The 14,056-nt window shown below is 62.9% G+C and carries 11 protein-coding genes; 5 read left to right on the forward strand and 6 right to left on the reverse strand.

Features of this window, described 5'->3' with window-relative positions; translation table 11 throughout:
• Positions 1-3: 3 nt before the first annotated feature.
• Positions 4-1,536: an acyl-CoA carboxylase subunit beta gene (locus F7P65_RS08715; RefSeq protein WP_150291349.1), complete on the reverse strand. Its 1,533-nt coding sequence runs from the start codon at positions 1,534-1,536 to the stop codon at positions 4-6.
• Positions 1,537-1,658: 122 nt separating this feature from the next.
• Between F7P65_RS08715 and F7P65_RS08720 the strand changes: the two genes are divergently transcribed.
• Both F7P65_RS08720 and F7P65_RS08725 read left to right on the forward strand, forming a co-directional pair.
• A complete protein-coding gene (locus F7P65_RS08720; protein WP_150291350.1) occupies positions 1,659-3,074 on the forward strand; it encodes a helix-turn-helix domain-containing protein in 1,416 nt (471 codons plus the stop codon).
• 76 nt (positions 3,075-3,150) lie between these two features.
• Positions 3,151-3,867, forward strand: a complete 717-nt coding sequence (locus F7P65_RS08725) for a 2OG-Fe dioxygenase family protein (RefSeq protein ID WP_150291351.1) — start codon at positions 3,151-3,153, stop codon at positions 3,865-3,867.
• Positions 3,868-3,885: 18 nt separating this feature from the next.
• On the opposite strand, the gene gorA is transcribed toward F7P65_RS08725, so the two are convergent.
• Both gorA and pgi read right to left on the reverse strand, forming a co-directional pair.
• Positions 3,886-5,232: a glutathione-disulfide reductase gene (gene gorA, locus F7P65_RS08730; RefSeq protein WP_150291352.1), complete on the reverse strand. Its 1,347-nt coding sequence runs from the start codon at positions 5,230-5,232 to the stop codon at positions 3,886-3,888.
• 68 nt (positions 5,233-5,300) lie between these two features.
• The gene (gene pgi / locus F7P65_RS08735) at positions 5,301-6,806 is read right to left on the reverse strand and encodes a glucose-6-phosphate isomerase (protein ID WP_150291353.1); all 1,506 of its coding nucleotides are present in this window, start codon (positions 6,804-6,806) and stop codon (positions 5,301-5,303) included.
• Positions 6,807-7,038: 232 nt separating this feature from the next.
• Here pgi and lepB point away from each other — a divergent pair, with 232 nt between their 5' ends.
• From lepB to era, 3 genes are all read left to right on the forward strand, one after another.
• Positions 7,039-7,878 carry a signal peptidase I gene (gene lepB, locus F7P65_RS08740; RefSeq protein ID WP_150291354.1) on the forward strand — a complete coding sequence of 280 codons (840 nt, stop codon included), beginning with the start codon at positions 7,039-7,041 and terminating at the stop codon, positions 7,876-7,878.
• A complete protein-coding gene (gene rnc, locus F7P65_RS08745; protein ID WP_150291355.1) occupies positions 7,875-8,546 on the forward strand; it encodes a ribonuclease III in 672 nt (223 codons plus the stop codon). Before lepB ends, rnc begins: the two co-directional genes overlap by 4 nt.
• Before the next feature lie 112 nt (positions 8,547-8,658).
• On the forward strand, positions 8,659-9,567 hold the full coding sequence (gene era, locus F7P65_RS08750; RefSeq protein WP_150291356.1) for a GTPase Era: 909 nt from the start codon (positions 8,659-8,661) through the stop codon (positions 9,565-9,567).
• Between the two features lie 54 nt (positions 9,568-9,621).
• Here era and topA read toward each other — a convergent pair whose 3' ends face one another.
• The 3 genes from topA to plsY form a co-directional block, all read right to left on the reverse strand.
• A complete protein-coding gene (topA, locus tag F7P65_RS08755) occupies positions 9,622-12,171 on the reverse strand; it encodes a type I DNA topoisomerase (RefSeq protein WP_150291357.1) in 2,550 nt (849 codons plus the stop codon).
• A 115-nt stretch (positions 12,172-12,286) separates the two neighbouring features.
• Positions 12,287-13,369 (reverse strand): DNA-processing protein DprA, encoded by a 1,083-nt coding sequence (gene dprA / locus F7P65_RS08760; protein ID WP_150291358.1) that lies wholly within the window; start codon positions 13,367-13,369, stop codon positions 12,287-12,289.
• Positions 13,366-14,010 (reverse strand): glycerol-3-phosphate 1-O-acyltransferase PlsY, encoded by a 645-nt coding sequence (plsY, locus tag F7P65_RS08765; RefSeq protein WP_150291415.1) that lies wholly within the window; start codon positions 14,008-14,010, stop codon positions 13,366-13,368. The genes dprA and plsY overlap by 4 nt, the downstream gene beginning before the upstream one ends.
• Positions 14,011-14,056: the final 46 nt, after the last annotated feature.

Consider the following 14,056-nt stretch of genomic DNA (forward strand, 5'->3'; position numbering starts at 1 on the left):
TCCTCAGAGCGGAATATTGTCGTGCTTCTTCCACGGATTTTCGAGGCTCTTGTTGCGCAGCTTGCGCAGGCCCAGAGCGATCCGCTTGCGGGTCGAGTGCGGCTGGATCACCTCGTCGATGAAGCCCTTGCTCGCCGCCACGAAGGGGTTGGCGAAGCGGTCTTCATATTCCTTGGTCTTTTCCGCGATCTCTTCCGGCGTCTTGCCGCGGAAGATGATCTCGACCGCGCCCTTGGCGCCCATCACCGCGATTTCGGCGGTCGGCCAGGCATAGTTCAGATCGCCGCGCAGATGCTTGGACGACATAACGTCATAGGCGCCTCCATAGGCCTTGCGCGTGATGACGGTGATCTTCGGCACGGTCGCTTCGGCATAGGCGAACAGCAGCTTGGCGCCATGCTTGATGATGCCCGAATGCTCCTGCGCGGTACCCGGCAGGAAGCCCGGCACGTCGACGAAGGTGACGAGCGGAATTTCGAACGCGTCGCAGAAGCGGACGAAACGGCCAGCCTTCTTGGAGGAGTTGATGTCGAGCACGCCCGCCAGCACCATCGGCTGGTTGGCGATAATGCCCACCGTCTTGCCTTCAACCCGGCCGAAGCCGCAGATGATGTTGCCCGCATGGGCCGGCTGCACCTCGAAGAAGTCGCCCTCGTCCACAACCTTGCGGATCAGCTCATGCATATCATAGGGCTGGTTCGCATTGGCCGGGATCAGCGTGTCGAGGCTGTCCTCCATCCGGTCCCAAGGATCGGCGCTCGGCCGCTCCGGCACCGGCTCCTTGTTGGAAGCGGGCAGGAAGTCCACGAAATCGCGGACCGCCAGCAGGGCTTCGATATCGTTCTCGAATGCCACGTCGGCAACGCCGGACTTGGTGGTGTGGGTGATCGCGCCGCCCAATTCCTCCTGCGTCACGACCTCGTTCGTCACCGTCTTGACCACGTCCGGACCGGTCACGAACATGAAGCTCGAATCCTTCACCATGAAGATGAAGTCGGTCATTGCAGGCGAGTAAACCGCGCCGCCCGCGCACGGCCCCATGATGACGCTGATCTGCGGCACCACGCCCGAGGCCAGCACGTTGCGCTGGAAAATTTCCGCATATCCGGCGAGCGAAGCCACGCCTTCCTGAATGCGCGCACCACCCGAGTCATTGAGACCGATCACCGGCGCACCGACCTTCATGGCGATGTCCATGATCTTGCAGATCTTCATCGCGTGCCGTTCCGATACCGCACCGCCATAAACGGTGAAATCCTGCGAGAACACATAGACCAGCCGGCCGTTGATCGTGCCCGATCCGGTGACGACGCCGTCGCCCGGAATATGCTGTTCGTCCATGCCGAAGTCGATGCAGTTATGCTCGACATACATGTCCAGCTCTTCGAAGCTGTCCTCGTCCAGCAGCACTTCCAACCGCTCCCGTGCGGTCAGCTTGCCCTTGGCATGCTGGCCGTCGATGCGGCGTTGACCACCGCCCAGGCGCGCGGCTTCGCGCTTGGCTTCCAGCTGTTCGATGATGGCGAGCTTCGACATATCAGTTTTACTCTCCGGCTTGTCGCGGGCGTCTATGTTCGCCCCCTTCCAATTTTTCCGCATTTTCGCAAATGCAATTTTGCCAATTTGCAAATTGCGATTTTGCAAATTATGGGCGAACCATGGCTCGTGGCAATCGTATCTTCGCAGGTCCGCGCCTGCGCCAACTCCGTCTTGACCATCGCATGGACCAGGCGACCATGGCACAGGCGTTGGGTATATCCGTATCCTATCTCAGCCAGCTTGAGAATGATGATCGTCCTCTCACCGCCAAGGTGAAGGCCGCACTTGCCAGCGCCTTTCCGACCGACTGGGCCAGCTTCGACAGTCGGGAGGAGGAACAGTTGCTGGGCGCCTTCGCCTTTGCGCTGGCTCATCCCGAACTGCCCGGGGCGCCGATGGAACCAGAGCGGATTGAAAAGCTGCATCTGCAATTCCCTGAATTCGCAGCACGCTATGTCGACCTATACAATGCTCATATGCGCGCCAATGAGCGCATCAACATGATCGAGGAGGCGATCGCCAACGATCACGCGGTCCAGGCCCGCCTGCCTTGGGAGGCTGTTCGCGACTGGTTTCACGAAGGGGGCAATTACGTCCATCCGCTCGACTGCCTGGCGGAAGACATGGCTGCCAGCTTCACGGCGGGTCAATCGCTGGACGAAGGCATGCTGGTCGAAGCGCTGGCACGGCGGCACGGCATCGAAACGCTGATCGCGGAAACCCCGGATTTCGCGCTCCGCTCCTATACCAGCAGCGAAAAGCGCCTGTTCGTGAATGCGGCCCTTCCAACCGAAAGCCGCAAATTCATGCTGGCCCACCAGCTTATGATGCTGGAAGGGCAGGCCGTGATCGCGGACGTAGTGAGCAAGGCCGCCCTGCCCGTCATGGGTGCCGACCGCCTGCTCGCCATCGGGCTTGGCAATTATGCCGCGGGCGCGCTGCTGATGCCTTACGCCCCATTCCGGGAGGCTGCCCGCGAAGTCCGCCATGACATCGACCGCCTGGCGCGGCGCTTCGGCGTGAGTTTCGAACAGGCCTGCCATCGCCTCTCGACGCTTCAGCGACCGGGCCTGCGCGGTATCCCCTTCTTCTTCTGCCGCGTCGATATGGCGGGCAATATCACCAAGCGCCACAGCGCCACCCGCCTGCAATTTGCGCGGTTCGGCGGTGCCTGCCCCTTGTGGAACGTCCATGAAGCGGTCGCCGTGCCCGATCGGATCAACGTTCAGCTTGGTGAAACGCCGGACGGCGTGCGCTATGTCTCGATGGCGAAGGGGTTGGTCAAACCTTCCGGCAGCTACAGCCGTACTCCGCGCCGCTTCGCCGTGGTGCTGGGTTGCGAAATCGCCCATGCGGCGAACTTCGTCTATGCCGATGGGCTGCAACTGGAAGTGGAGGGCGCCGCGACCCCCATCGGCATCACCTGCCGCCTCTGCTCACGCCAAAGCTGCGATCAGCGTGCCTTTCCTCCTGCCGACCGGCCGATCCATGTCGATCCCGACAACCGGCAGATCGTGCCTTACTGGATAGGTTAGGGTATGGGCGGGGCCGCAATCCGGCTTGCGGAAACTGGCCCTGTCGCTCCTTTGTCTCTCCCGGTAGGAAAGGTGGATGATCGATACAGGCATTCCGACAGACAAGGCTCTCCAACATGAGTTGGAACATGCAGGCTATGCGCGCCTGCCCGGCCCCGGCCTGTTGGACAAGCTTGGAGTTGGGGCCGCCGATTGGCGCGCTTTTGCGCGAAGCTGGGACGATCTTGGGACCGATCTCTATATGGCTGACGGAGGCCGCTACCGCCGGCGCCGTCACGCGACCCTCTCAAGCGACAACGGAAACTTCATCCGTAAACCGCACCAGCCGCATTTCCAAAGCCGCGATTACAATCGCTTGAACGGCGACGTGCAGCGCTGGTTCGATCCCGTCGCACAATCGACGATCGACAATGCCGTCATGCAATCCATCTTCGCTTTTTGCGCCCGCAGCTTCCCCCTGACCGGGCGGCAGCATGTCGAACTGCACCAGTTTCGCATCGAGGCGCATGTGGACGAAACCGGCCGCCCCACGCCCGAAGGCATGCATCGCGACGGCGTGGATTGGGTCTTCGTCATGCTGATCGAGCGCCGCAATATCCGGGAAGGCACCACTCGGATCGGTACGCCGGAAGGGCGGGAACTGGGCGAATTCACCCTCGCCCGGCCCGGCGACGCAGTGCTGATCGACGACCGCCGCATCATGCACGGCGTCACGGCAATCCACGCGGTCGACGCCGCGCAACCCGCGTGGCGCGACGCCCTCGTCCTTACCTTCGCAGCAGAGCCGAAATAGCGCGGCTGCCCTCGATCCTTATTTCAGCAGCACCAGTTCCTCGGCCATGCTGGGATGCAGGGCCACGGTATCGTCGAATTCCTGCTTGGTGAGGCCCGCCTTCACGGCGATGGCGGCGGCCTGAAGGATTTCCGGTGCGTCCGGTCCGATCATGTGCAGCCCGACCACGCGATTCGTCGTGGCATCCACCACCATCTTGTAGAGCGCCCGCTCATCCCGCCCGGCCAGCACATTCTTCATCGGGCGAAAATCGGACGTATAGACCTTCACCGTCCCCAGCTTGTCCTTCGCCTGCGCCTCGGTCATGCCCACACCGGCAAGGGGCGGATGGCTGAACACAGCGGACGGCACGCAATGATAATCGACCGTCCGCGGATTGTCCCCGAACACCGTATCCGCAAAAGCATGGCCTTCGCGGATCGCCACCGGGGTCAGTTGCAGGCGGTCGGTCACATCGCCTACGGCATAGATGCTTTCGACATTGGTCCGGCTGTAATCGTCAACCTTGATCGCGCCCTTTTCGTTCAACTCGACCCCGGCATGTTCCAAGCCCAACCCGTCGACATGCGGCTGACGCCCGGTCGCGAACACCAGCAGGTCGCAGGCAATCGGATCGCCATTCTTGAAGCGCACGCAAAGCGTCCCGTCCTCATTCTTCTCGATCTTCTCCATCTCGGCGTTGAAGCGGAAATGGATCCCCTTCATCGTCGAAATCTGGAGCAGCCGGTCACGAATGCTCTCGTCATAGCCGCGCAGCAGCGTGCCCGACCGGTTCACCATCGTCACATGGCTGCCGAACTGGTGGAAGATCCCGGCAAATTCATTGGCGATATAGCCACCACCAACAATCACGATGCGCTTTGGACATTCGTCGAGATGAAACAGCTCATTCGACGTCACGCCATGTTCCGCCCCCTCGACGTCGGGGATCACCGGCCAGGCGCCGGTCGCGACCAGAATGTATTTCGCGCTCACTTCCCGCCCGCTGGACAGCTTCACGCGATGCGGCCCGGTGATCGTCGCGCGTTCGGAGATCAACTCGACCTTATGGCTGTCGAGCGTGTTCTTGTAGAGCCCTTCCAGCCGATCCACATCGGCCAGCACATTGTCGCGCAGCGCAGTCCATTCGAACCCGCAATCGGGCACATTCCAGCCGAAGCGCCGCGCATCCTTCAGATCCTCGGCAAAATGCGCGCCATAGATCAGCAGCTTCTTGGGCACGCAGCCGCGAATGACGCAGGTGCCGCCAACGCGATATTCCTCGGCAACCGCGACCTTCGCGCCATGGGCCGCGGCCACGCGCGACGCCCGCACGCCCCCAGATCCTGCACCGATGACGAAAAGGTCGAAGTCGTAATCGCTCATTCATGCCTCCGCTGGGGTTGGGCTCGCATATGGAGCCTGGCCCGCGCAGTTACAAATGAGATTTGCTCCTACATCCCGCCGAAAGCGAGATCGATCAACGCCATGGTCGAAGGATCGAAACCCTTCGGCCCTTCGGCTTCGATCGACCGGGCGATTTCCTTGCCCAGTTCGACGCCGAACTGGTCGAAGGGGTTGATCCCCATCAGCACCGCATTGGCGAAGGTCCGATGCTCATAGAAAGCGATCAGCGCGCCCAGCGCCTCCGGCGTCACATCGTCCAGCAGGATGGTGGTCGACGGCCGGTTGCCCGGATAAGCCCGCGCCGGGTCAGCGTCATTGTCCTTGCCCCGCAGCAGGGCCGCGCCCTGCGCGAAGCAGTTCACCAGCAGCGCCCGATGATGCGCCGGATCGAGCGCATGTCCCGGCTCGATGGAAGCGACGAACTCCACCGGCGTCAGGATCGTACCCTGATGCAGCAGCTGGAACACAGCATGCTGCGCGTCCGTGCCCACGCCGCCCCAGGTGATGGCCGCCGTCGGACCGTCGACTGGCTTTCCGTTACGGGTCACACTCTTGCCGTTACTCTCCATTTCCAACTGCTGGAGATAGGAAGGCAGCAGCCGCAAACGTTCGTCATAGGCAAACAGCGCCCGTGTCTGGCAAGCCAGGACCCGCACATAATATTGATCGACAAAGGCAGCGATCAGCGGCGCATTTTCCTTGGGATCGGACAGACGGAAATGCCGGTCCATCGCCGCCGCGCCCTCCAGCAAGCTTTCGAACGCATCCCAACCGAGCGCCAACGCCGCCGGAAAACCGATCGAAGACCAGAGCGAATAGCGCCCGCCCACGCTCTCGGCAAAGGGCAGCACGCGCGTTTCATCCACGCCCCATTCGATGGCCTTTTCCGGCGAAGCCGTGAGCGCGATGACCCGGCCATAGGGATCTTCCACGCCCGCCTCGACCATCCAGTTGATCGCACTCGCCGCGTTCAGCATGGTTTCGGTGGTGGTAAAAGTCTTTGACGCCACTGCGATCAGCGTGGCTTCGGGATCGAAGCGCGAAATCGCCCGCTCCAGCGCCGTACCGTCGACATTGGACACAATGGCAACGTCATAGCGCGCGCCGTCTCCGCCCAGCGCGTCCACGATCAGGTCCGGCCCCAAAGCCGACCCGCCGATGCCGATATGCAATATATGCCGGATCGGCGCCAGCGCTTCGCCTTCAATGGCGTCAATCAGCGCCCGCATCCGGGCGTGGAACATCTTGGCCCGCCCCACACTGTCGGCCTTGCCCTCGCCACGTTCGGCGGGATGCTCGGCCGCGCGCCCCTCGGTGTTATTGACAGCCTCGCCCGCGAACAGCGCGTCCCGCTGCGCGGCAAAGCCCTTTTCCTCAGCCAGCTTCAGGAATCCGTCGACAAGCGCATCGGTGAGATGCGTTTTCGACCAGTCGAAACGGATGGGTCCCTGAGCCAGGGTGAATTTGCTCAACCGGTCGGGATCGGTGGTGAAGATGGATTTGAGATCGGCCTGGGGAAGAGCCGCAAGCGCTGCCAGTGCAGGGCTGGACATGAGGAATATCCTTCATTCGTCGTTGATCGATACCGACGCTGCACCTGTCGATTCTTGTCTCTTTTAGCCAAGTCGTTGCGCTATTGCACCGTGGGACAGGAAAATTCAGGTTGCAGGGCAGCATAAAGTGATGAGCAGTTGGCCTCTAGCGCGCTTGACGGCGGCTTTACGAACCCGCAAAAGCCGCGACGGCCTGTTTTCAGGGCGAATTGAAGGAAAAGACGACCAAAGCATGAGCGCAAAATCCGAAACGCGGGATTTCCTCTGGTTTCTCGCAAAGCTGGCGGTGTTCGTCTTCATCCTGCGGAGCTTCATCGTTTCGCCCTTCAACATCCCATCGGAATCGATGCAGCCGCGCCTGCTGATCGGCGATTATCTGCTCGTGGCGAAATGGCCCTATGGCTATTCCCGTTATTCGCTGCCTTTCGGTGTGCCGCTGATCCCCGGCCGCGTCTTTGCCTCCACGCCCCAACGCGGCGACGTGGTGGTGTTCAAGGCGCCGCCGAACCAGAAGAACGACTATATCAAGCGCGTCATCGGCCTGCCCGGCGATATGATCTCGGTGCGGGGCGGCACGGTCTATCTGAACGGTCAGGCGATCCCCAAGCAGAAGGTCGCCGACCTCGTCATCCCCGTCACCCCGAATATGGAAGAAGCGGCGGCCAGGGAAGGCAGCCCCTCCCCTTGCTACCGTCCGAAGTTCGAGGAAGCCGCGCCCGGTGGCGGCCGCCAGTGCCGCTATCCGCAATTCCGGGAAACCCTGCCCGCTGTCGATGGCAAGCCGGGCAAAAGTTACAATGTCCTCGATCTTATGCCCGATGGCGCGGCGGACGACCGCGACACGGTGGTCGTGCCCGAAGGCCATCTCTTCATGATGGGCGACAATCGCGACCGCAGCGCCGACAGCCGTTTCCCGGCGGTCGACGGCGGCGGCATCGGTCTCGTTCCTGAGGAAAATCTGGTGGGCAAGGCAATGATCTCCGTCTTCTCGACCGATGGCAGCGCCAATTGGCTGCTGCCGTGGACCTGGTTCACCGCCGCGCGTTGGAGCCGTATCGGGGAAGGCTTTTGACCAAAGCGGACACCGAAGGCTGGCTGAAAGCCCTGATCGGCCGTGCGCCGAAGGACCCCGCTGCCTTCACGCAGGCGCTGACCCATGGCAGCGCCAATGCGGTCAATTATGAGCGGCTGGAGTTTCTGGGCGACCGTATCCTCGGCCTGCTGATCGCGGAATGGGTCTATGACCGCTTCGCCACGGAGCCGGAAGGCAAGCTGTCCCGCCGATTCAACGCGCTGGTGTCGGGCGAAACCTGCGCCGAAGTCGCCCGTGCAGCGGGCGTGCCGGCCCATCTCGTGCTGGGCAAACAGGCCCGCGACGATGGCGCTGCCGACAGCGACAATGTATTGGGCGATGTGATGGAAGCGCTGATCGGCGCGCTCTATCTGGAGGGCGGCATCGAGGAGACTCGCTCCCTCGTCCGCCGCTTATGGAACGACCGTGTCGACACCCAGGCCAGCGCGCCCAAGCATCCCAAATCGACGTTGCAGGAATGGGCCGCCGCCAACAAGCGCAAGCCACCGGAATATGCGCTCACCGACCGCTCCGGACCCCACCATGCGCTGCGCTTCACGGTGACGGTCTCGATCAAGGGCGCGGGCGAGGCGAGCGCCACCGGCGGTTCCAAACAGGAAGCCGAAACCGCCGCCGCCAAGGCATTGCTGGAAAAGCTGGAAGGCTGACCTTCATTTTATGTTATGACGTGCTTCTGCGAAGGCAGGAACCCAGTTCCAGTTCGATCTGGGTTCCTGCCTTCGCAGAAGCACGCTTCGCTTTTTTGAAACGGAGTGATTTTTGACGATCGATCTCGATAATCAACGTTGCGGCGTCATCGCCATTGTCGGTGCCCCCAACGCGGGCAAATCGACACTGGTGAACGCGCTGGTGGGCCAGAAGGTGGCGATCACCAGCCCCAAGGCGCAGACCACGCGCACCCGCGTGATGGGTGTCGCAATAGAGGGCAATGTCCAGATGGTGCTGGTCGACACGCCCGGCATCTTTGCGCCCAAACGGCGACTGGACCGCGCCATGGTACAAGCCGCCTGGGGCGGCGCGCAGGGCGCTGACCTGATCGCCCTGATCGTCGATGGCAAAGCGGGCCTTGGTCCCAAGATGGAACCGATCATCAGCGCTCTGGCCGCCCGGCCGGAGAAAAAATGGCTGATCCTCAACAAGGTCGACATCGCCATTAAGGAAAAGCTGCTGGTCCATACCCAGCGTCTCTACGAACAGCTCGACATTGCGGAGACCTTCTTCGTGAGCGCTGCGACCGGAGACGGCCTTGCCGAACTCAAGACGGCCTTCGCCCATGCCATGCCCGAGGGTCCCTGGCACTTTCCCGAGGATCAGGTTTCCGACGCCACCGACCGGATGTTGGCCGCCGAAATCACCCGCGAGCAGCTGTATCACCAGCTCCACGCCGAACTGCCTTATGCAGCCGCGGTCGACACGGAAAAATATAGCGAGCGCGAGGATGGCTCGGTCGAAATCCACCAGCAGATCCTGGTCGGCCGCTCCAGCCAGCGCGCCATCGTGCTGGGCAAGGGCGGACAGCGCCTCAAGGAAATCGGTTCTAGGGCACGCGCCGAACTGGCAAGCCTGCTCGGCGTCAAGGTCCACCTCTACCTCCACGTCAAGGTGAAGGAGGATTGGGAGGACGACCGCTTCATCTATCGCGACATCGGGCTGGATTGGGTGGAGTAACGCTCCCATCCGATCGCCGTCATTCCCGCGCCGGCGGGAATGACGGCGATCGGATTATTCCGCCGCCGCCTTCTTCTTGGCGGGCGCTTTCTTCGCCGCAGGCTTCTTCGCTGCTGCCTTTTTCGCGGGCGCCTTCTTCCCCTTCTTGGCCGGAGCCGCCGCAGCCCGCACATCGATCAGTTGCGCAGCCTCCTCCAGCGTCAACGCATCCTGCTCGATCGTCTTGGGCAAGGTCGCGTTGGTGGTGCCATCGGTCACATAAGGCCCATAGCGCCCCGCCATCAGCTTGATCTCGGCCTCGGTACGCGGATGCTTGCCCAGCACCTTCAACGGCTCGCGCGAGGACGCCCCGCGCCCGCCCTTGTTCGCCGCATCCGCCAGCTTGGCGACGGCGCTGTTCATGCCCACCTCGAAAATCTCGGCGGTGGAAGACAGCCGCCCATATTTGCCGTCATGCAGCAGATAGGGGCCGAAGCGACCGATATTCGCCACAATCGGCTTGCCGGTTTCCGGATGAAGTCCGATCTCGCGGGGCAGGCTCAATAGCTTGATCGCCCAGTCCAGCGTCATCTCGCCATCGGGCAGGTCCTTGGGAATGGAGCCGCGCTTGGCCTCCTTGCCCTCGCCCATCTCGATATAGGGGCCAAAGCGCCCGGACTTGCGAACGATATCCTGTCCGGTCTCGGGATGCTTGCCCAGCACCTCCGGCCCTGTATCCTCGCCCTTGTCCCCGCCGGGCTGGCCGAATTTCCGGGTATATTTGCATTCCGGATAGTTGGAGCAGGCGATGAACGCCCCGAAACGTCCGCCACGGAGCGATAACTGCCCGTCGCCGCACATCGGGCAGGCGCGCGGATTGCTGCCGTCGGCCCGGGGCGGGAAGAGCATCGGCTCCAGAAATTTGTCCAACTCCGCCGTGATGTCGGAGGGCTTCTGCTCCATGACCTCAGCCGTCTTGGGCTTGAAGTCACGCCAAAAGGCCTCCAGCACCGCCTGCCATTGGGCGCGTCCGCCGGAAATATCGTCCAGTTCCTCCTCCAGCCCCGCGGTGAAGTCGTAGGACACGTAACGCTCGAAGAAACGCTCAAGGAAGGCCGTCACCAGCCGCCCGCTCTCCTCGGCAAAGAAGCGGTTCTTCTCCACCCGCACATAGTCGCGGTCCTTCAGCACCTGAAGCGTCGAGGCATAGGTGGACGGACGGCCGATCCCCAATTCCTCCAGCTTCTTGACGAGGCTCGCTTCCGAATAGCGCGGCGGCGGCTGGGTGAAATGCTGCTCGGCCGACACCTTCTTCTTGGCCGGGGCGTCGCCAGCCGCCATGCGCGGCAACAGCTTGCCGTCATCATCCTCGGCATCGTCGCGCCCTTCCTCATAGAGCGCCAGGAAGCCGGGAAAGATCACGACCTGCCCCGTGGCCCGCAGAGCATGTTGGCCTGTTCCGTCGACCAGATCGACGGTCGTCCGCTCCAGCCGCGCCGAAGCCATCTGGCTGGCCAGCGCCCGCTTGAAGATCAGATCGTAAAGCCGCGCATGATCGCCCGACCCTGCCTTGTCCCGGCTGAATTCGGTCGGGCGGATAGCCTCGTGCGCTTCCTGCGCATTTTTGGCCTTGGTCTGATACTGGCGCGGCTTTTCCGGCAGATAACCGCCGTCATAGCGATCCGCGATGGCCTTGCGCGCGGCGGAAATGGCGCTGCCATCCATCTGCACGCCGTCCGTACGCATGTAGGTGATCGCGCCGTCTTCGTAGAGCTGCTGCGCGATCCGCATCGTATGGCTGGCGGAAAAGCCCAATTTGCGCGCGGCTTCCTGCTGCAAGGTCGAGGTGGTGAAAGGCGGCGGAGGGTTGCGGTTGACGGGCTTGGTTTCGACCTTCTCGACCGTGAACCGCCCGGCCTCCACGTCCGCCTTCGCGGCCATGGCATCGCCTTCCTTGCCGATGGTCAGCCGCTCGATCTTCTCACCCCGCCAGCGCACCAGCCGCGCGGTGAAGCCCTGTCCGCCCTGCTCCATTTCCGCCGCGACGGACCAATATTCCTGCGGCACGAAGCTCTCAATCTCGCGCTCGCGGTCCACGACCAGACGCAAAGCCACTGACTGCACGCGCCCCGCCGACTTGGCGCCGGGCAATTTACGCCACAATACCGGCGACAGCGTGAAGCCCACCAGATAATCGAGCGCCCGTCGCGCCCGATAGGCGTCGATCAGATCCTCGTCGAGCGCGCGCGGCTGCGCCATCGCCTCGGTCACCGCCTGCTTGGTGATCGCGTTGAAGGTCACGCGATCCACTTTCTGCGGCAGCGCTTTCTTGGCGCGCAGCACTTCCTGCACATGCCAGCTGATCGCTTCTCCCTCGCGATCAGGGTCAGTCGCCAGGATCAGGCGGGTCGCCTTCTTGGCTTCGTCCGCAATGGCCTTGAGCTGCTTGCCCTTGTCGCCATAATTTTCCCACTGCATGGCAAAGCCCGCATCGGGGTCCACCGATCCGTCCTTGGCTGGCAGGTCGCGGATGTGACCATAGCTGGCGAGCACATGGAAATCCCCGCCCAGATATTTTTCGATGGTCTTCGCCTTGGCCGGCGATTCAACGATGACAAGCTGCATTAAAGCCCCGGTTCAAATTGCTCTCACGTACACGCGCGAGTCTGGAAGGTGATGACGGCCCCCGTCAAGCGCCCTCGATGTAAGAGGGGATTTACGTCTAGGCCAGCCCGCAGGATCATGAAATACTGACTTTTCCGCCCGCATGCCGTTCCAGCCGGGCGGCCAGTTCCAATTCCAGCAACACGGTATGCACGACCGCGGGACCAAGTCCCGATAGGCGGATGACCTCATCCACTGGCACCGGCGCCGCGCCCAACAGCGCGACGACCGCAGTCCGCTCCCGCTCGGCCACGTCCGAGGGCGTCGGTTCCCCGGCGAAATCGGATCGGCCCTGCCGCACCATTCGCGCGTCGATGCTGCCGATGGCCTCGATCACATCGGTTGCGTTCTGGACGAGCACCGCACCATCGCGAATAAGCTGATTGCATCCCTGCGCACGCGGGTCGAGCGGCGACCCCGGCACAGCCATGACCTCACGCCCCGCTTCCCCGGCCAGGCGCGCTGTAATGAGCGATCCTGATTTGGGCGCCGCCTCCACGACCACGGTGCCCTTTGCCAGTCCGGCGATGATCCGGTTCCGCGCCGGGAATTGCCGAGCAAGCGGCTGCGTGCCGGGTGGATGCTCCGTCAGAAGAAGCCCCTCTTCTGCCAATTGCTCCTGCAAAGCCTCATTTTCCGGCGGGAAGGCAATGTCGATTCCGCAGGCTATGACGGCAATGGTGCCGCTGCCGATCGATCCCTGATGCGCCGCGGTGTCGATCCCCCGCGCCAGCCCGGACACCACGGTTATGCCACGCTGCCCCAGATCCTGCGCCAGCGTCCGCGCAAAGCGGCAGGCGGCCGCCGAAGCATTGCGCGCACCGACCATCGCCACGCACTCCCGCGCCGCCAAAGTCGCATCGCCCCGGAAGATCAGCGCGGGCGGAGCGCCCTCCATCTGGTCCAGCAGAAAGGGATAATCCGCATCCCCTGCCAGCAGATAGCGCGCGCCCAAAGCCTTGCTGCGCGCGATTTCCCGTTCGACCAGCGCAGCATCAATGACGCTCGCCTTGCCACCGCCCCGTGTCGCCAGATCGGGGACCGCGCGCAGGGCTTCGCCCGCCGTGCCGAAGCGCGCCATTAACTGTCGGAAAGTGACCGGCCCAATGCGCGGCGATCGGATCAGGCGCAGGCGGTTGAACCGCTCCTGCTCACTCATTCCTCGGTCGCCCGTTCCTCGGTCGCCCGTTCCTCGGTCGCCCGTGCCTTGGAGGCGCCAACCTTGGGCTCGACGCCCTTGGCCAGCCGGGCGATATTCTCGCGGTGCCGCCACAGCACGATAAGCGCGAGTGCCAACGCTACCGGCACCAGATCGAGCCTTCCAAAGCACCACATGGCGACGGGCGCGCTCACCGCTGCCGACATGCCGCCGACCGACGACCATTTCGTGCCGAAGAGCGCCCCCAACCATACGAGAGCGAATATGATCCCCGCAGGCCAATAAAGCGCGGTTATGACACCCATCATGGTCGCCACGCCCTTCCCCCCGGCAAAGCGCAGCCAGACAGGATAACAATGTCCGATAAACGCCATGGCGCCCGCCACCGGCCCGCCGCCGTCAACCAGCGCCGCGCCGATCAGGACCGCCGCTGCGCCTTTCGCCAGATCGAGCAGCAAAGTCGCCGCCGCCAACCCTTTGCGCCCGGTGCGCAGCACGTTGGTCGCGCCGATATTGCCCGAACCGATCTTGCGGAGATCGCCCGCGCCAGTGAAGCGCGTCAGCAGCAGTCCAAAGGGGATTGATCCCAGCAGATAACCGATCACCAGGACGAAAGCGGGTATTAGCCAGGGAGGAGTCATGATCTCGCCGAAATTGTTGCGGCGCGACCATAGCGTCCCCGACGCA

The organism is Sphingobium estronivorans (assembly GCF_008692605.1).
GTDB lineage: Bacteria > Pseudomonadota > Alphaproteobacteria > Sphingomonadales > Sphingomonadaceae > Sphingobium > Sphingobium estronivorans.

Coding starts and splice junctions, on each gene's coding strand:
- lepB (WP_150291354.1), top strand. CDS start 7,039: ATGAGCGCAAAATCCGAAACGCGGGATTTCCTCTGGTTTCTCGCAAAG.
- F7P65_RS08725 (WP_150291351.1), top strand. CDS start 3,151: ATGATCGATACAGGCATTCCGACAGACAAGGCTCTCCAACATGAGTTG.
- F7P65_RS08720 (WP_150291350.1), top strand. CDS start 1,659: ATGGCTCGTGGCAATCGTATCTTCGCAGGTCCGCGCCTGCGCCAACTC.
- dprA (WP_150291358.1), bottom strand. CDS start 13,369: ATGAGTGAGCAGGAGCGGTTCAACCGCCTGCGCCTGATCCGATCGCCG.
- F7P65_RS08715 (WP_150291349.1), bottom strand. CDS start 1,536: ATGTCGAAGCTCGCCATCATCGAACAGCTGGAAGCCAAGCGCGAAGCC.
- gorA (WP_150291352.1), bottom strand. CDS start 5,232: ATGAGCGATTACGACTTCGACCTTTTCGTCATCGGTGCAGGATCTGGG.
- pgi (WP_150291353.1), bottom strand. CDS start 6,806: ATGTCCAGCCCTGCACTGGCAGCGCTTGCGGCTCTTCCCCAGGCCGAT.
- plsY (WP_150291415.1), bottom strand. CDS start 14,010: ATGACTCCTCCCTGGCTAATACCCGCTTTCGTCCTGGTGATCGGTTAT.
- topA (WP_150291357.1), bottom strand. CDS start 12,171: ATGCAGCTTGTCATCGTTGAATCGCCGGCCAAGGCGAAGACCATCGAA.